The 14,520-nt window shown below is 69.2% G+C and carries 24 protein-coding genes and 1 pseudogene; 3 read left to right on the plus strand and 22 right to left on the minus strand.

The annotated features are described in order from the left end of the window. Window position 1: 1 nt before the first annotated feature. The 20 genes from rpmD to rpsJ all read right to left on the minus strand — a co-directional run bounded on the left by rpmD (window position 2) and on the right by rpsJ (window position 9,253). A complete protein-coding gene (gene rpmD, locus ACIA79_RS24235; protein WP_010473936.1) occupies window positions 2–184 on the minus strand; it encodes a 50S ribosomal protein L30 in 183 nt (60 codons plus the stop codon). Continuing rightward, window positions 184–789, minus strand: coding sequence for a 30S ribosomal protein S5 (gene rpsE, locus ACIA79_RS24240; protein ID WP_005313527.1), 606 nt, complete (start codon window positions 787–789; stop codon window positions 184–186). The genes rpmD and rpsE overlap by 1 nt, the downstream gene beginning before the upstream one ends. 43 nt (window positions 790–832) lie before the next feature. Further along, window positions 833–1,216 (minus strand): 50S ribosomal protein L18, encoded by a 384-nt coding sequence (gene rplR / locus ACIA79_RS24245; RefSeq protein WP_031076680.1) that lies wholly within the window; start codon window positions 1,214–1,216, stop codon window positions 833–835. A 3-nt stretch (window positions 1,217–1,219) separates the two neighbouring features. Further along, window positions 1,220–1,759, minus strand: coding sequence for a 50S ribosomal protein L6 (rplF, locus tag ACIA79_RS24250; RefSeq protein ID WP_031076678.1), 540 nt, complete (start codon window positions 1,757–1,759; stop codon window positions 1,220–1,222). Between the two features lie 21 nt (window positions 1,760–1,780). Then, on the minus strand, window positions 1,781–2,179 hold the full coding sequence (gene rpsH / locus ACIA79_RS24255; protein ID WP_031076677.1) for a 30S ribosomal protein S8: 399 nt from the start codon (window positions 2,177–2,179) through the stop codon (window positions 1,781–1,783). Between the two features lie 208 nt (window positions 2,180–2,387). After that, entirely contained in the window at window positions 2,388–2,573 is a 186-nt protein-coding gene (locus ACIA79_RS24260) for a type Z 30S ribosomal protein S14 (protein WP_003956452.1), read from the minus strand. Window positions 2,574–2,578: 5 nt separating this feature from the next. Then, window positions 2,579–3,136, minus strand: a complete 558-nt coding sequence (gene rplE / locus ACIA79_RS24265) for a 50S ribosomal protein L5 (protein WP_004984522.1) — start codon at window positions 3,134–3,136, stop codon at window positions 2,579–2,581. Then, window positions 3,136–3,459, minus strand: a complete 324-nt coding sequence (gene rplX / locus ACIA79_RS24270; RefSeq protein ID WP_031076675.1) for a 50S ribosomal protein L24 — start codon at window positions 3,457–3,459, stop codon at window positions 3,136–3,138. Before rplX ends, rplE begins: the two co-directional genes overlap by 1 nt. 2 nt (window positions 3,460–3,461) lie before the next feature. Beyond that, on the minus strand, window positions 3,462–3,830 hold the full coding sequence (gene rplN / locus ACIA79_RS24275; protein WP_003956455.1) for a 50S ribosomal protein L14: 369 nt from the start codon (window positions 3,828–3,830) through the stop codon (window positions 3,462–3,464). Between the two features lie 148 nt (window positions 3,831–3,978). Beyond that, window positions 3,979–4,263 (minus strand): 30S ribosomal protein S17, encoded by a 285-nt coding sequence (rpsQ, locus tag ACIA79_RS24280; RefSeq protein WP_399430438.1) that lies wholly within the window; start codon window positions 4,261–4,263, stop codon window positions 3,979–3,981. Further along, entirely contained in the window at window positions 4,263–4,487 is a 225-nt protein-coding gene (rpmC, locus tag ACIA79_RS24285; protein WP_031076670.1) for a 50S ribosomal protein L29, read from the minus strand. Before rpmC ends, rpsQ begins: the two co-directional genes overlap by 1 nt. Next, complete coding sequence (gene rplP, locus ACIA79_RS24290) at window positions 4,487–4,906, minus strand: 50S ribosomal protein L16 (protein ID WP_005313579.1); 420 nt, start codon at window positions 4,904–4,906, stop codon at window positions 4,487–4,489. The genes rpmC and rplP overlap by 1 nt, the downstream gene beginning before the upstream one ends. A gap of 5 nt (window positions 4,907–4,911) precedes the next feature. Continuing rightward, window positions 4,912–5,742, minus strand: coding sequence for a 30S ribosomal protein S3 (rpsC, locus tag ACIA79_RS24295; protein WP_031076668.1), 831 nt, complete (start codon window positions 5,740–5,742; stop codon window positions 4,912–4,914). After that, window positions 5,742–6,089: a 50S ribosomal protein L22 gene (rplV, locus tag ACIA79_RS24300; RefSeq protein WP_030685471.1), complete on the minus strand. Its 348-nt coding sequence runs from the start codon at window positions 6,087–6,089 to the stop codon at window positions 5,742–5,744. Before rplV ends, rpsC begins: the two co-directional genes overlap by 1 nt. Before the next feature lie 49 nt (window positions 6,090–6,138). After that, window positions 6,139–6,420, minus strand: a complete 282-nt coding sequence (gene rpsS, locus ACIA79_RS24305) for a 30S ribosomal protein S19 (protein WP_031076666.1) — start codon at window positions 6,418–6,420, stop codon at window positions 6,139–6,141. Between the two features lie 12 nt (window positions 6,421–6,432). Continuing rightward, window positions 6,433–7,269, minus strand: a complete 837-nt coding sequence (gene rplB, locus ACIA79_RS24310; RefSeq protein WP_399430439.1) for a 50S ribosomal protein L2 — start codon at window positions 7,267–7,269, stop codon at window positions 6,433–6,435. 41 nt (window positions 7,270–7,310) lie between these two features. After that, window positions 7,311–7,628, minus strand: coding sequence for a 50S ribosomal protein L23 (gene rplW, locus ACIA79_RS24315; protein WP_399430440.1), 318 nt, complete (start codon window positions 7,626–7,628; stop codon window positions 7,311–7,313). Next, on the minus strand, window positions 7,628–8,278 hold the full coding sequence (gene rplD, locus ACIA79_RS24320) for a 50S ribosomal protein L4 (RefSeq protein WP_031076661.1): 651 nt from the start codon (window positions 8,276–8,278) through the stop codon (window positions 7,628–7,630). The genes rplW and rplD overlap by 1 nt, the downstream gene beginning before the upstream one ends. Before the next feature lie 8 nt (window positions 8,279–8,286). After that, a complete protein-coding gene (gene rplC, locus ACIA79_RS24325; RefSeq protein ID WP_031076660.1) occupies window positions 8,287–8,931 on the minus strand; it encodes a 50S ribosomal protein L3 in 645 nt (214 codons plus the stop codon). Window positions 8,932–8,944: 13 nt separating this feature from the next. Then, on the minus strand, window positions 8,945–9,253 hold the full coding sequence (gene rpsJ, locus ACIA79_RS24330) for a 30S ribosomal protein S10 (protein ID WP_003948644.1): 309 nt from the start codon (window positions 9,251–9,253) through the stop codon (window positions 8,945–8,947). 565 nt (window positions 9,254–9,818) lie between these two features. On the opposite strand from rpsJ, the gene ACIA79_RS24335 reads away from it, so the two are divergent. After that, window positions 9,819–10,304, plus strand: a complete 486-nt coding sequence (locus ACIA79_RS24335; protein WP_399430441.1) for a hypothetical protein — start codon at window positions 9,819–9,821, stop codon at window positions 10,302–10,304. Between the two features lie 123 nt (window positions 10,305–10,427). On the opposite strand, the gene ACIA79_RS24340 is transcribed toward ACIA79_RS24335, so the two are convergent. Further along, on the minus strand, window positions 10,428–11,381 hold the full coding sequence (locus tag ACIA79_RS24340) for a GntR family transcriptional regulator (protein ID WP_399430442.1): 954 nt from the start codon (window positions 11,379–11,381) through the stop codon (window positions 10,428–10,430). A gap of 180 nt (window positions 11,382–11,561) precedes the next feature. On the opposite strand from ACIA79_RS24340, the gene ACIA79_RS24345 reads away from it, so the two are divergent. Continuing rightward, on the plus strand, window positions 11,562–12,686 hold the full coding sequence (locus tag ACIA79_RS24345) for an FAD-dependent monooxygenase (protein ID WP_399430443.1): 1,125 nt from the start codon (window positions 11,562–11,564) through the stop codon (window positions 12,684–12,686). Window positions 12,687–12,783: 97 nt separating this feature from the next. Here ACIA79_RS24345 and ACIA79_RS24350 read toward each other — a convergent pair. Then, a pseudogene (locus ACIA79_RS24350) lies at window positions 12,784–13,251 on the minus strand (phospholipase); the annotation flags it as partial. 186 nt (window positions 13,252–13,437) lie between these two features. Between ACIA79_RS24350 and ACIA79_RS24355 the strand changes: the two are divergent. Beyond that, window positions 13,438–14,310 (plus strand): RNA repair domain-containing protein, encoded by an 873-nt coding sequence (locus ACIA79_RS24355; protein ID WP_399430444.1) that lies wholly within the window; start codon window positions 13,438–13,440, stop codon window positions 14,308–14,310. The last annotated feature ends 210 nt before the right edge of the window (window positions 14,311–14,520 follow it).

Raw genomic sequence — 14,520 nt, forward strand, 5'->3', positions numbered from 1 at the left:
GTCAGTCGACCTCCTCGACCGTCACGAGGTGGCGGACGGTGTGCACCATGCCGCGGAACTCGGGGCGGTCCTCCTTGACGACCTGCGTGTTGATGCCCTTGAGACCAAGGGAACGCAGGGTGTCGCGGTGGTTCTGCTTGCTACCGATGTAGGACTTCGTCTGCGTGATCTTGAGGCGAGCCATTACGCACCCGCCCCGGCACGCGCACGCAGCAGAGCCGCGGGGGCGACGTCCTCGAGCGGCAGACCGCGGCGGGCCGCGATCTCCTCGGGACGCTGCAGGCCCTTGAGGGCCGCCACGGTCGCGTGCACGATGTTGATCGCGTTGTCGGAGCCGAGCGACTTCGACAGGATGTCGTGAACGCCGGCGCACTCGAGCACGGCACGCACCGGGCCACCGGCGATAACGCCGGTACCGGGGGACGCCGGCTTGAGCAGGACGACGCCCGCCGCCTTCTCACCCTGGATCGGGTGCGGGATGGTGCCCTGGATACGGGGGACCTTGAAGAAGTGCTTCTTGGCCTCCTCCACACCCTTGGCGATGGCGGCCGGCACCTCCTTCGCCTTGCCGTAACCGACACCCACGGTGCCGTCACCGTCGCCCACCACGACCAGCGCGGTGAAGCTGAAGCGACGACCACCCTTCACAACCTTGGCGACGCGGTTGATCGCGACGACGCGCTCAACGTACGCGGTCTTCTCGGCGGCAGCAGCGCCGCCGTCACGGCCCTTCCGGTCCCGCCGCTCGCCGCCACCGGCACCGCTTCCGCGGCGCTGGGGTCCAGCCATTGGAATTACCTCTCTTCGTTTTCCGCTGAGCTACGGAACCGGCTCAGAACTTGAGCCCGGCTTCGCGGGCGGCGTCCGCCAGGGCGGCGATGCGCCCGGCGTACTGGTTGCCGCCACGGTCGAACACGACAGCCTCGATGCCGGCGGCCTTGGCACGCTCGGCCACGAGCTGGCCGACCTGCTTCGCCTTCGCCGACTTGTCGCCTTCGCCGCCGCGGATGGACGCGTCCAGGGTGGACGCCGACGCGAGGGTGTGACCCGCGATGTCGTCGATGACCTGAGCGGTGATGCCGCGGTTGGAGCGCGTGACGACCAGGCGCGGACGCTCGGTCGTACCCGCGATCTTCTTGCGGATGCGGATGTGGCGACGCTTCAGAGCAGCGCCCTTGTAGGCCTTGCCCTTGGCAATCTTCACGCCGTATGCCATGGCTTACTTACCAGCCTTTCCGACCTTGCGGCGGATGACCTCACCCGCGTACTTCACGCCCTTGGCCTTGTAGGGGTCGGGCTTGCGAAGCTTGCGGATGTTCGCGGCGACCTCGCCGACCTTCTGCTTGTCGATGCCCTCGACCGAGAACTTGGTCGGCGACTCGACCTTGAAGGAGATCCCCTCGGGGGCCTCCACCAGGATCGGGTGGCTGTAGCCGAGCTGGAACTCCAGGTTGGAGCCCTTCGCGGCCACGCGGTAACCGACACCGCTGATCTCGAGCGCCTTCGTGTACCCCTGGGTCACACCGGTGATCATGTTGGCCACCAGCGTGCGGGACAGGCCGTGAAGGGCCTTGTTCTGACGCTCGTCGTTCGGACGGGTGACGTTCAGAACGCCGTCCTCGCCCTTAACGATCTCGATCGGCGCGGCGACGGTGTGGGTCAGGGTGCCCTTGGAACCCTTCACCGTGACCGTGCGGCCCTCGATGGTGACGTCCACGCCGGCGGGAACCGTGATGGGGAGCTTGCCGATACGCGACATTGGCTTTTCCTCCGTTCCCGACTACCAGACGTAGGCGAGGACTTCCCCACCCACGCCCTTCTTCTGAGCCTGCTGGCCGGTCAGGAGGCCGTGGGACGTGGAGATGATCGCCACGCCCAGACCGCCGAGGACCTTCGGCAGGTTGGTGGACTTCGCGTAAACCCGCAGACCGGGCTTCGAGATCCGCTTGATGCCCGCGATGGAGCGCTCACGGTTCGGACCGAACTTCAGCTCGAGGACGAGGTTCTTGCCGACCTCGGCGTCCTCGACCTTCCAGCCCGTGATGAAGCCCTCCTGCTGGAGGATTTCCGCGATGTGAGACTTGATCTTGCTGTGCGGCATCGTCACGGTGTCGTGGTACGCCGAGTTCGCGTTCCGCAGACGCGTAAGCATGTCTGCGATCGGATCAGTCATGGTCATGAATTGGCCTTCGGCCTCTCTCGCCGGGGTTTCCTGTATGCGCCATCCCTCTCCCCGCTCATGGGCGGGACGGGTGCGGTGCGGGGACCTACGGCGTAGTAAGTCGTACGGGCGACAGGCGCCCAACCCCACAAGCCTACGACATGTGGAGAAGGGCTCCTGCCGACCAGATGCTTACCGAGAGACTCCGGTCATCCCAAGTGAGGGATTACCAGGAGCTCTTGGTCACGCCCGGCAGCTCGCCACGGTGAGCCATCTCACGGAGGCACACGCGGCACAGGCCGAACTTGCGGTAGACGGAGTGCGGACGACCGCAGCGCTGGCAGCGGGTGTACGCGCGCACGCCGAACTTGGGCTTGCGGGCAGCCTTCGCGATGAGAGCCTTCTTCGCCATCTCGCTTACGCCTCCTTGAACGGGAAGCCGAGGTGACGGAGGAGCGCGCGGCCCTCTTCGTCGTTGGTCGCCGTGGTCACCACGGTGATGTCCATACCCCGGACACGGTCGATCTTGTCCTGGTCGATCTCGTGGAACATGACCTGCTCCGTGAGACCGAAGGTGTAGTTGCCACGGCCGTCGAACTGCTTGGGGGACAGGCCGCGGAAGTCGCGGATGCGCGGCAGCGCGAGCGACAGGGTGCGGTCCAGGAACTCCCACATGCGGTCGCCACGGAGCGTGACGTGGGCACCGATCGGCTGGCCCTCACGCAGCTTGAACTGCGCGATGGACTTGCGGGCCTTGGTGACGGCCGGCTTCTGACCGGTGATCGTGGTGAGGTCGCGGATGGCGCCCTCGATCAGCTTGGAGTCGCGGGCGGCGTCGCCCACACCCATGTTGACCACGATCTTGACGAGCCCGGGCACCTGCATGACGTTCTCGTACGAGAACTCCTCGCGCAGCTTGCCCGCGATCTCCTCGCGGTACTTCGTCTTCAGACGCGGAGTGGTGGTGGTAGCCATCAGATGTCCTCACCCGTCCGCTTGGCAACGCGGATCTTGTTGCCCTCGTCGTCGAAGCGGTAGCCGACGCGGGTCACGACCTTCTTGCCGTCCTTCTCCACGACGAGCTGGACGTTGCTCACGTGGATCGGGGCCTCGGTGGTGATGATCCCGCCGGTCTGCGAACCACGGGCGGTCTGGCCGGCCTTGGTGTGCTTCTTGACCCGGTTGACACCCTCGACCAGGACGCGGTCCTCGCGCGGGAAGGCCGCGATGACCTTGCCCTGCTTGCCCTTGTCCTTGCCGGTGATGACCTGAACCAGGTCGCCCTTCTTGATCTTCATGCTTACAGCACCTCCGGCGCGAGCGAGATGATCTTCATGAACTTCTTCTCGCGCAGCTCACGGCCCACGGGGCCGAAGATACGGGTGCCGCGAGGGTCGCCGTCGTTCTTCAGAATGACGGCGGCGTTCTCGTCGAAGCGGATGTACGAGCCGTCCTGGCGGCGGCGCTCCTTGACGGTGCGAACGATGACCGCCTTGACGACGTCACCCTTCTTCACGTTGCCACCGGGGATCGCGTCCTTGACGGTGGCGACGATGACGTCACCGATGCCCGCGTAGCGGCGACCGGAACCACCGAGAACACGGATGCAAAGGATCTCCTTGGCACCAGTGTTGTCGGCGACACGCAGTCGCGACTCCTGCTGGATCACGTCTATCTCCTGATCGTCTGCCGGTTCCCGGCAGGGGCTGCCTTCTGAGGGGGCCCCTGCCGAGCCTGGCGGAACTAAGTGCTGGGGCAGTGACGCCTCAGCGGGGGGCATGCGGGACCTCTCCCCTCAGGGAGAGGACCCCGCAAAATTACTTGGCCTTCTCGAGGATCTCGACGACGCGCCAGCGCTTGGTCGCGGACAGCGGCCGGGTCTCCATGAGGAGGACGCGGTCGCCGACACCCGCGGCGTTCTGCTCGTCGTGCGCCTTGAGCTTGCTCGTACGGCGGATGACCTTGCCGTACAGCGCGTGCTTGACACGGTCCTCGACGGCGACGACGACGGTCTTGTCCATCTTGTCGCTGACGACCAGACCCTCACGGGTCTTGCGGAAACCGCGCTCGGTCTTCTCTTCAGTCACGTTGTTCTCGCTCATCAGGCGCTCTCCACCGTTTCGATGCCCAGCTCGCGCTCACGCATCAGGGTGTAGATCCGGGCGATGTCCTTACGGACGGACTTGAGCCGACCGTGGTTCTCAAGCTGCCCGGTCGCCGCCTGGAAGCGGAGGTTGAACAGCTCTTCCTTGGCCTCGCGGAGCTTGGCAACAAGCTCCTCGTTGCCCAGCTCGCGCAGCTCGGACGCCTTGGTACCGGCCGACATCACGCTTCACCTGCCTCGCGCTTGACGATCCGGCACTTCATCGGCAGCTTGTGGGCCGCGCGAGTCAGAGCCTCACGTGCGATCTTCTCGTTCGGGTAGGACAGCTCGAACATGACCCGGCCCGGGTGCACGTTCGCGACCCACCACTCCGGCGAACCCTTACCGGAACCCATGCGGGTCTCGGCGGGCTTCTTGGTCAGCGGGCGGTCCGGGTAGATGTTGATCCAGACCTTGCCGCCACGCTTGATGTGGCGGGTCATCGCGATACGAGCCGCCTCGATCTGGCGGTTGGTCACGTACGCCGGAGTCATGGCCTGGATGCCGTACTCGCCGAACGCAACCGTCGTACCACCCTTGGCCATACCGCGGCGCTTGGGGTGGTGCTGCTTGCGGTGCTTGACCCTACGGGGGATCAGCATGTCGGTCAGGCCTCCGTTCCGGTGCTCTCAGCCGGAGCGGCGGCAGCGGCCTCGGCCTTGGGGGCCTCGGCAGCGGAACCAGCCTGCTGCGGCTTGCGACCGCGACCGCCACGCTCGCCACCGCGGCCACCACGGGCCGGGCGGTCAGCGCCACCACGGGCCGGGCGGTTGCCGGCGCGGGCAGCAGCGTTCTCGGCGCGGACCTCGGCGATGTTCTTGACGTCGCCCTTGTAGATCCAGACCTTCACGCCGATGCGGCCGAAGGTCGTCTTGGCCTCGAAGAAGCCGTACTCGACGTTCGCGCGGAGCGTGTGCAGCGGCACACGGCCCTCGCGGTAGAACTCCGAGCGGGACATCTCGGCGCCGCCGAGACGGCCGCCACACTGGATCTTGATGCCCTTGGCGCCGGCCTTCATGGCGGACTGCATGCTCTTGCGCATGGCCCGACGGAAGGAGACGCGGGAGGACAGCTGCTCCGCCACGGCCTGGGCCACGAGCTGAGCGTCGACCTCGGGGTTCTTGACCTCGAGGATGTTCAGCTGGACCTGCTTGCCCGTGAGCTTCTCGAGGTCGCCGCGGATGCGGTCGGCCTCGGCGCCACGGCGGCCGATGACGATGCCGGGACGAGCGGTGTGGATGTCCACCCGCACGCGGTCACGGGTGCGCTCGATCTCCACCTTCGAGATGCCGGCGCGCTCCATGCCGGACGTCATCATCCGACGGATGGCGACGTCTTCCTTGACGTAGTCCTTGTACAGCTTGTCGGCGTACCAACGCGACTTGAAGTCGGTGGTGATGCCGAGCCGGAACCCGTGCGGGTTTACCTTCTGGCCCATTACCGGGTTCCTTCCTTGCTGCTGACGACCACGGTGATGTGGCTGGTCCGCTTGCGGATCCGGTAGGCACGGCCCTGGGCGCGCGGACGGAACCGCTTCAGGGTCGGGCCCTCGTCGACGTACGCCTCGCTGATGTACAGCGAAGAGGCGTCCGTGTGGTCGTAGTTGTGCGCGGCGTTGGCAATGGCGCTGTCCAGCACCTTGCCCACCGGCACGCTCGCGGCCTGCGGGGCGAAACGCAGGACCGCCTGAGCCTCCGTGGCGTCCATGCCACGGATGAGGTCCACCACGCGGCGGGCCTTCATGGGCGTGACGCGGATGTACCGCGCCTGGGCCCTGGCTTCCATGGTTGTCCCTTCAGTGTCTGACACGTTCGTCATGGTCTGTCACCCCGCGTTAGCGGCGCTTCGACTTCCGGTCGTCCTTGACGTGGCCGCGGAAGGTGCGAGTCGGCGAGAACTCGCCGAGCTTGTGGCCGACCATCGACTCGGTGACGAACACCGGGATGTGGGTCTTGCCGTTGTGCACCGCGATCGTGTGGCCGAGCATGGCCGGGACGATCATCGAGCGACGGGACCAGGTCTTGATGACGTTCTTGGTGCCGGCTTCGTTCTGAGAATCCACCTTCTTGATCAGGTGGTCGTCGACGAAGGGCCCCTTCTTGAGACTACGCGGCATCTAAACCCGCTCCTAGCGCTTCTTGTTCGTCTTGCGGCGGCGGACGATGTACTTGTTGCTCGCCTTCTTGGGAGAACGAGTACGACCCTCCTTCTGACCCCAGGGGGAGACCGGGTGGCGACCACCGGAGGTCTTGCCCTCACCACCACCGTGCGGGTGGTCGACCGGGTTCATGGCGACACCACGGACGGTCGGGCGAACGCCCAGCCAGCGCTTGCGGCCGGCCTTGCCCCAGTTGATGTTCGACTGCTCGGCGTTGCCGACCTCGCCGATGGTGGCGCGGCAGCGGACGTCGACCAGACGGATCTCACCGGACGGCATGCGGAGGTGGGCCATCGAGCCCTCCTTCGCGAGCAGCTGCACGGAGGCACCGGCGGAGCGGGCGAACTTGGCGCCACCGCCGGGACGGAGCTCGATCGCGTGGATCGTGGTACCGACCGGGATGTTGCGCAGGGCCAGGTTGTTGCCCGGCTTGATGTCGGCGCCGGGGCCGTTCTCGACCCGGTCGCCCTGGTTCAGGCCACGCGGAGCGATGATGTAGCGCTTCTCGCCGTCCACGTAGTGGAGCAGCGCGATGCGCGCGGTGCGGTTGGGGTCGTACTCGATGTGAGCGACCTTGGCCGGCACGCCGTCCTTGTCGTGACGACGGAAGTCGATCACGCGGTAGGCGCGCTTGTGGCCACCGCCCTGGTGACGGACGGTCACACGACCGGTGTTGTTACGGCCGCCCTTGCTGTGCAGGGGGCGGACCAGCGACTTCTCCGGCGTGGACCGCGTGATCTCGACAAAGTCGGCGACGCTGGACCCACGACGGCCCGGAGTCGTCGGCTTGTACTTGCGGATACCCATTTCTCAGTCCTCGTCCGATATTCGGACGATCCAGACCGCCGTCAGGCGGTCGGACCGCCGAAGATGTCGATACGGTTGCCCTCAGCAAGGGTCACGATGGCGCGCTTGGTGTTGGCGCGCTTACCGAAACCGGTGCGGGTGCGCTTGCGCTTGCCCTGACGGTTGATCGTGTTCACCGACGCGACCTTGACCGAGAAGACCGTCTCGACGGCCTGCTTGATCTGGGTCTTGTTGGCGGTCGGCGCCACGATGAACGTGTACTTGTTCTCGTCGAGCAGCGCGTAGCTCTTCTCGGAGACAACCGGCTTGACGAGAATGTCGCGCGGGTCGGAGAAGGTCTTGCTGGTGATCTCGGCCATCAGGCCTCGCTCCCCTCGTTGTCAGCGGCCTTGGGGCCAGACACGAAGGACTCGAAGGCGGCCTTGGTGAAGACCACGTCGTCGGAGACGAGCACGTCGTACGTGTTCAGCTGGCCCGGCTCCAGGATGTGCACCTGGGGCAGGTTGCGGGCGGACAGCCACGCGGCCTCGTCGGAGCGCTCGGCGACCAGGAGCAGGTTCTTGCGCTCCGAGATCTTGCCGAACAGCGTCTTGGCGGCCTTGGTGGACACCGCGCCCTCGACCACGCCGGAGACGACGTGGATGCGGGAGTGACGCGCCCGGTCCGAGAGGGCACCGCGCAGGGCGGCGGCCTTCATCTTCTTCGGGGTGCGCTGCGAGTAGTCACGCGGCACGGGGCCGTGGACGACGCCACCGCCGGCGAACTGCGGCGCACGGGTCGAACCCTGACGGGCGCGGCCGGTGCCCTTCTGGCGGTACGGCTTCTTGCCGCCACCGCGGACTTCGCCACGGGTCTTGGTCTTGTGCGTGCCCTGGCGGGCAGCGGCCAGCTGCGCGACGACGACCTGGTGGATCAGCGGAACGCTGGTCTTCGCGTCGAAGATCTCCGCGGGGAGCTCGACGGTCCCGGCCTTGTCGCCTGCCGGCGAAAGGATGTCAATGGTGCTCATCGGTTACCTCAGGCCCCCTTGGCCGCGGTACGGACCAGGACGAGGCCGCCGTTCGGACCAGGAACCGCACCCTTGATCAGGAGCAGACCCTTCTCCGCGTCAACGGCGTGGACGGTCAGGTTCTGGGTGGTGACCCGCTCGTTGCCCATGCGGCCCGCCATGCGGAGGCCCTTGAACACACGGCCCGGGGTGGCGCAGCCACCGATGGAACCGGGCGAGCGGTGCTTGCGCTGGGTACCGTGTCCGGCGCCCAGGCCACGAAAGTTGTGGCGCTTCATGACACCGGCGAAGCCCTTGCCCTTGCTCTTGCCGGTGACGTCGACCTTGATGCCCGCCTCGAAGACCTCAGCGGTGATCTCCTGGCCGAGCGTGTACTCGGAGGCGTCAGCGGTGCGGATCTCCACCAGGTGGCGGCGCGGGGTGACGTCGGCCTTGGCGAAGTGACCCTTGAGGGGCTTGTTCACCTTGCGCGGGTCGATCTCGCCGAAGGCGATCTGGACCGACTCGTAGCCGTCGGTGTCGTTGGTGCGGACCTGGGTGACGACACAGGGCCCGGCCTTGACGACGGTCACCGGGACGACCCGGTTGTTCTCGTCCCAGACCTGGGTCATGCCGAGCTTCTCGCCCAGGACGCCCTTAATGTTCTTAGCCATCTCGCGCGTCACCTCAGAGCTTGATCTCGATGTCGACGCCGGCCGGCAGGTCGAGACGCATCAGCGAGTCAACCGTCTTCGGCGTGGGGTCGAGGATGTCGATGAGGCGCTTGTGCGTGCGCATCTCGAAGTGCTCGCGCGAGTCCTTGTACTTGTGCGGCGACTTGATGACGCAGTACACGTTCTTCTCAGTGGGCAGCGGCACCGGGCCCGCGACCGACGCACCAGTGCGCGTCACCGTCTCGACGATCTTCTTCGCCGACGAGTCGATGACCTCGTGGTCGTAGGCCTTGAGCCGGATGCGGATCTTCTGTCCCGCCATGGCTACTCAGTAGTCCTGTCTCTCGTAACGCTCTGGTACCTGGTGGGTACGCGTTCTTTTCTCCGACCCACGCGGTCGGGCGTGTCGCAACCCCTCTACGCAGATCTCCCGAAGGATTTCCCAACCAAGGGGGTGCGGGCCCGAGGACCGCGCTGTGCTCAATCAAGAGCGTCGGGGGCAGAACACCCACCGGGTGCCTGGTCGGCGCCCCGCTGACGCTTCCCGGAAGATTCCCGTACGTCCGTCCCTGATCAGGGACGACGAGTACTGTGGGACTCGCTTCCGGTCCTCCCGGCGGGAGGCGCGCAGCATCGGCACTCAACCGAGCAACCCGGACAGTCTGCCACACGGGCCCGTGCCGACGCCAATCGAGCCGAAGAGATTACCCCGAGGGGTTCGGCTGTCAAACCACGGCACGCGCGGGACGGCCCCGGGCTGCGGGCCCCGGCCTCGCGGGCGCCCGCGAGGCGCCACCGCCGCGATGCCGGTCCCGCCGCCCGGTGGCGTCTAAGATCGTCGGCCGTGCCGGGCGGGATCCCGCCCGCGAGACGATCATGGGGGAAATGTGCGCGAGACAGTCACCGGGACAGTGACCGCTGCGGCGTTCGTGCTGGCCGCGGCCCTGCTGACGGGCTGCGGCGGAGCCGCCGAAGAGGGCAAGGACGGCGGTGAGGGCGGCGGGAACGCCGGCCGGGAGCCGTCCGCCGCGCCGTCGCAGCCGGGGAAGCCGGACACCTCCGGCCCCGCGGCCGAGGGCGCCTCGCACGAGGTGACCATCGAGGTGCGGGGCGAGGGCCGGACGATGGTCATGTGGACCCTCGACGAGTCGAAGACGGAGACGGTGACCCTGCCCTGGAAGCGGACGGCCACCATCACACCGCGGGGCGCCGAGAAGGAGGTCGGCCGGCTGGTGATCGTCACCCCCGGCACCGTCCAGGGTGCGGACGGCATGCTGACGGCGGCGTCGTGCACGATCACCGTCGACGGCAAGAAGGTCTCGGACAACGGCGGGGGGAAGATCCCCAAGCCCTGTTCGTACAAGCTGAAGTAGCGGGACCCCGCCCCTGCGCCCCGCACCCGGTTCCGCCCGGGTGCGGGGCTTCGCCGTATCCCGCGCCCCTTCGCCGCCGACGCATACTGCGACGAGGTGCGAGCGGCCGCCCGGGCAGCGGCATCAGCCCTCCACGATGTGCGTGATGCCGTCCAGGAGGGCCCCCAGGCCGAGGCGGAAGAGGGCGTCCAGGTCGAGGTCGTAGTCGCCGCCCGGGAAGCCGGTCAGGGTGCGGGTGACCGCGGGGTAGCGACCGGAGGCGACGATCGTGCGCAGGGAGGCTTCCTGGCGCGCCATCCACTCCTCGTCGGTGAGGCCGGTCGCCGCCTGGGCCTGGAGTTCGCGTTCCAGGTGGACGGCGAGGCCCTGGACGTGGCTGTAGATCAGCAGGTGTACGTCGAACATGGTCGTGGCGTCGAGGCCGTGACCTTCCAGGGCGCCGAGCAGCCACTCGCCGTGGGCCATCAGGTTCGGCAGGACCAGCGGCCGGCCCAGCGGCCCGATGTGGGCGATCCAGGGATGGCGGCGGCAGATCTGCCACAGGGCGTCGGCGCCCAGCTCCAGGCGGGCGCGCCAGCCCGCGGGCGGCACCGCCGGGTAGACGGCCTCGCCGTACGCGGTGTCGGCCATCAGCGCGATGAGGTCGTCCTTGCTGCTGACGTAGCGGTACGGCGACATCGCGGCGACGCCGAGGCGCGCCGCGACACCGCGCATGGAGAGCGCGGCGAGGCCCTCGGCGTCGGCGATCTCGATGGCGGCACGGACGATCCGCTCCTGCGAGAGCTCATGTTCGCGGACGGCAGCCGGACCGGCGGGGGTCCGCACGGCAGTGGTGCGGGGCTGTGGGGTCCGCGGGGGCTGCGCCACCACCGTGCCGATACGGGGCCTCGCCTCCACGACCCCCTGCACGCGCAGCGTCGTCAGCGCCTTGGACGCCGTGGCGAGCGCGACGCCCCACTGCTGCGCCAGGCGGCGCGTCGAGGGCACGCGGTCGCCCGGAGCCAGCTCGCCGGTGTCGATGCGGCGCCGGATGTCGGCCGCGATGCGCAGGTACGGCGGCTCGGACAGCTGGGTCATGCGCCGGTCCTCCGGAAGTTTTTTTCGGGCAGCCGCACGGCTGTACTAGCGCAGACAGTACCAGCGGCGATACCCCGGAAGAACCGGCGTGACCTAGCACAGAAGCCGGAAAGTGCCTGTTGGCAGGGGTGCGCGTACGCCGTACATTCAGCGGTGTACAGCGTATCGAGGGGGTAGGACATGAGGACCGTACTGATTTCGGGCGGCGGTATCGCCGGTGCCGCGCTCGCCCTGCTGCTGCGCCGCGGCGGCTTCGCGCCGGTCGTCGTCGAGCGCGCGCCCGGCGTGCGCACGGGCGGCCAGGCCGTCGACATCCGGGGCGCCGCCCTGGACGTCGTGGACCGGATGGGGCTCCTGCCGGAGGCGCGGCGGATGCGCACGCGGATACGCGGCATGTCGATGCTCGACGCCGACGGCCGGGAGGTCGAGCGGTCGACCGAGTACGCACTGAGCAGCGGGCGCCTCGACAGCGAGGACATCGAGCTGCTGCGCGAGGACCTGGTGCGGTCGCTGCACGAGCACACGCGCGACGACCCGGCCGTCGAGTACGTCTTCGGCGACGCCATCACCTCCCTGCACGAGCACGAGGGCGGCGTCCGGGTCGGCTTCGCGCACGGTCCCGAGCGGGACGTCGACCTCGTCGTGGGCGCCGACGGGCAGCACTCGGGGGTGCGGCGGCTGGCCTTCGGGCCCGCGCAGGACTTCACCCGCCACCTGGGCAGCTACCTGTCCGTCTTCAGCGCGGACAACTTCCTCGGCCTGGAGGACTGGCAGGTCTGGCTCCGGGACGGCGACGCCGGCTTCGGCATCATGCCGGTGCGCGACAACGCCGAGCTGCGGATCGCCTTCGGCTTCGAATCGGGGCCGCTGGACGGCGACCACCGGGACACCGAGTGGCTGCGGCGGCTCGTCGTCGACCGCCTCGCCACCCTGCGCTGGGAGTCCGACCGCCTGGTCAAGGCCGCGCTGGAGGCGCCCGACTTCTACTGCGACGCCCTGGCGCAGATCCGGATGGACCAGTGGTCGCGGGGGCGGGCGGTCCTGCTCGGCGACGCCGGCTACTGCGCCTCGCCGCTGTCCGGGCAGGGCACGAGCCTCGCCCTGGTGGGCGCGTACGTCCTGGCGGACGCCCTCGCGCGGACGCCCGGCGACCACCGGACGTCCTTCGCGGCCTACGAGACCCGCATGCGGCCGTTCGTCGAGGCGAACCAGGCGCTCGCGACGGAGAACCCCGGCGGGCCTCCGTCGGAGGAGTCGATGACGCGGGCCAAGAACGCGATCACCCTGCCGGGAGCGGCTCGCTGACCCTGCTGCTCTCCGGGGCCGGGCCGCTCGTCGCCGGGCCGTCCGTCGCCGGGCCGCTGACGGCCGGACCGTCCGCCGTCGCCGCATCCGCGCTCCCGCCGCTCGTGCTCGCGGGCGTACCGAAGACCACCGCGCCCTGGTAGTACGTCCACGCCAGCGCGTCGCACGAGGCCCGGGTCGAGCCGGCGTAGCGGGCGCACACCCGCCCGAGGTCCGCGTGGAAGGCCGAGTCGAGCCGTGCCTTGTTGGCCTCGAACGCCCCGGCGGCCTTGTAGTTGCGGTACCCGAAGTCGTGCCGGGCGCAGGAGTTCTGGAAGGGGAAGCCGAGCGGGTTGTCGGGGGCGCCGGAGCAGTAGTCCGTCGACCAGTCGAACGCGTACGCGCTCCAGGCGCCCTGGTTCTGGCGGGCCGCCCACCAGGCGTCGTAACTGGACGCGCTCGTCTGCGTCCAGGCGCTCAGGAGCTGTGGCTTGTCGGCGGGTACGGCGGGCGCGGCGGTGGCGGAGTGGGCGGGGACCAGGGCCAGCAAGGCGGACGCGAGCGGCAGGGCGAGACGGCGGCGCATACGGAACCTCCGGACGGCGAGCGGTCATGGGCGCGCCCCGCCGGGCTGTGTTCCGGCGGGGCGCCCATAGCCTCCGCTCGTCCGTGGCCGCGTGCCGTCAGCGACGCGCGCTCCGAAGAGTGAACGTGGGCGCGCCGGCCCGCCGGTGGCACGGTGGAGGGGGGCGGACGAGGAGGCCGGGGCTTCATGCGTACGAGCGACGAGATCTACCACCGCATCCGCTGGGATCCGCGGTTCGACCCCGCCCGGTTCGTGATGGGCATCAGCCGCCGCGAGGCCGCCGAGCCGGGGCGCCTGGCGCTGGAGGACTTCGTACCCGGCGGTGACATCCCCTGGCACCGGGTGGTGTTCTTCGAGGCGGACGGCGAGGTGGTCTGGGACCGTTCGACGGGCGTGGACCGCATCGACGGGACCGCCGCCGGACGGGTGAGCGACCGGCGGCCGCTCCGGGACCCGGGGGAGGCCGGCGGGGAGAGTGCCGCCGGCGGGGTCCTGGCCGTGCCTCCGACACCGCGTACGGCCCTGGCGTGGCTTCCCCCCGCCCGGCTGTGGCCGGCGATCCAGCACATCCGCCACGAGCACGACCGGCAGTTCCACCGCTGGCCGCCCCACGTGAACGTGCTCTTCGGCTTCGTACCGGAGGAGGACTTCGGGCGCGCGGCCCCGCTGCTCGGCGCCGCGGTGGCGCGGGTGCCCGCGTTCGCCGTCCGGCTGGAGGGGGTGCGCTGGTTCCGTCACCGGTACGACGCGACCGTGTGGCTCGACCCGGCGGCGGCGGGCGGGGAGCCGTGGGCGCGGCTGTACGAGGCGCTGGAGGAGCGGTTCCCGCTGTGCGGCGAGCGCGGCAGGGGCTTCACCCCGCACCTCTCGCTGGGCCGGACGCGGGAGCCGCGCCGCCTCGCCGCCCACTGCGCCGACCTGCTCGGCACCATGACGGCCCGCGTCACGGAACTGGCGCTGCTCTCCCGCCGGGGCGACGACCCCATGCGGGTGCGGGCGACGCTCGCGCTGGGGACGGGCGAGGTGCGGTGGGCGGCCGGCCAGGGCCCGTCGTCCTGATCTCGCGGGGTTCGCGGCCCTGACCGGAAGACGCTCGTCCGGGCCCGGCTCCCGAGGCCCGGGGCGGCTCCCGAGCCCGGTCCCCGGCTCCCGAGGCCCGCGGCCGGCGCGGCTCCCCGCGTCGGCGCACGTGGCCCCGTACGGCCATGGCGCTCGCCGGTCGTACGCCCCGCTGCCCGGCAGGCAACCCGCCCCACCGATAATCCGTCT

The organism is Streptomyces sp. NPDC051310, from assembly GCF_044455245.1.
Lineage (GTDB): Bacteria > Actinomycetota > Actinomycetes > Streptomycetales > Streptomycetaceae > Streptomyces.

Bases quoted from the DNA above. Each gene is read 5' to 3' on its own strand.
- rpmD (WP_010473936.1), bottom strand. From the start codon at position 184: ATGGCTCGCCTCAAGATCACGCAGACGAAGTCCTACATCGGTAGCAAG.
- rpsE (WP_005313527.1), bottom strand. From the start codon at position 789: ATGGCTGGACCCCAGCGCCGCGGAAGCGGTGCCGGTGGCGGCGAGCGG.
- rplR (WP_031076680.1), bottom strand. From the start codon at position 1,216: ATGGCATACGGCGTGAAGATTGCCAAGGGCAAGGCCTACAAGGGCGCT.
- rplF (WP_031076678.1), bottom strand. From the start codon at position 1,759: ATGTCGCGTATCGGCAAGCTCCCCATCACGGTTCCCGCCGGCGTGGAC.
- rpsH (WP_031076677.1), bottom strand. From the start codon at position 2,179: ATGACCATGACTGATCCGATCGCAGACATGCTTACGCGTCTGCGGAAC.
- ACIA79_RS24260 (WP_003956452.1), bottom strand. From the start codon at position 2,573: ATGGCGAAGAAGGCTCTCATCGCGAAGGCTGCCCGCAAGCCCAAGTTC.
- rplE (WP_004984522.1), bottom strand. From the start codon at position 3,136: ATGGCTACCACCACCACTCCGCGTCTGAAGACGAAGTACCGCGAGGAG.
- rplX (WP_031076675.1), bottom strand. From the start codon at position 3,459: ATGAAGATCAAGAAGGGCGACCTGGTTCAGGTCATCACCGGCAAGGAC.
- rpsQ (WP_399430438.1), bottom strand. From the start codon at position 4,263: ATGAGCGAGAACAACGTGACTGAAGAGAAGACCGAGCGCGGTTTCCGC.
- rpmC (WP_031076670.1), bottom strand. From the start codon at position 4,487: ATGTCGGCCGGTACCAAGGCGTCCGAGCTGCGCGAGCTGGGCAACGAG.
- rplP (WP_005313579.1), bottom strand. From the start codon at position 4,906: ATGCTGATCCCCCGTAGGGTCAAGCACCGCAAGCAGCACCACCCCAAG.
- rpsC (WP_031076668.1), bottom strand. From the start codon at position 5,742: ATGGGCCAGAAGGTAAACCCGCACGGGTTCCGGCTCGGCATCACCACC.
- rplV (WP_030685471.1), bottom strand. From the start codon at position 6,089: ATGGAAGCCAGGGCCCAGGCGCGGTACATCCGCGTCACGCCCATGAAG.
- rpsS (WP_031076666.1), bottom strand. From the start codon at position 6,420: ATGCCGCGTAGTCTCAAGAAGGGGCCCTTCGTCGACGACCACCTGATC.
- rplB (WP_399430439.1), bottom strand. From the start codon at position 7,269: ATGGGTATCCGCAAGTACAAGCCGACGACTCCGGGCCGTCGTGGGTCC.
- rplW (WP_399430440.1), bottom strand. From the start codon at position 7,628: ATGGCCGAGATCACCAGCAAGACCTTCTCCGACCCGCGCGACATTCTC.
- rplD (WP_031076661.1), bottom strand. From the start codon at position 8,278: ATGAGCACCATTGACATCCTTTCGCCGGCAGGCGACAAGGCCGGGACC.
- rplC (WP_031076660.1), bottom strand. From the start codon at position 8,931: ATGGCTAAGAACATTAAGGGCGTCCTGGGCGAGAAGCTCGGCATGACC.
- rpsJ (WP_003948644.1), bottom strand. From the start codon at position 9,253: ATGGCGGGACAGAAGATCCGCATCCGGCTCAAGGCCTACGACCACGAG.
- ACIA79_RS24340 (WP_399430442.1), bottom strand. From the start codon at position 11,381: ATGACCCAGCTGTCCGAGCCGCCGTACCTGCGCATCGCGGCCGACATC.
- ACIA79_RS24345 (WP_399430443.1), top strand. From the start codon at position 11,562: ATGAGGACCGTACTGATTTCGGGCGGCGGTATCGCCGGTGCCGCGCTC.
- ACIA79_RS24355 (WP_399430444.1), top strand. From the start codon at position 13,438: ATGCGTACGAGCGACGAGATCTACCACCGCATCCGCTGGGATCCGCGG.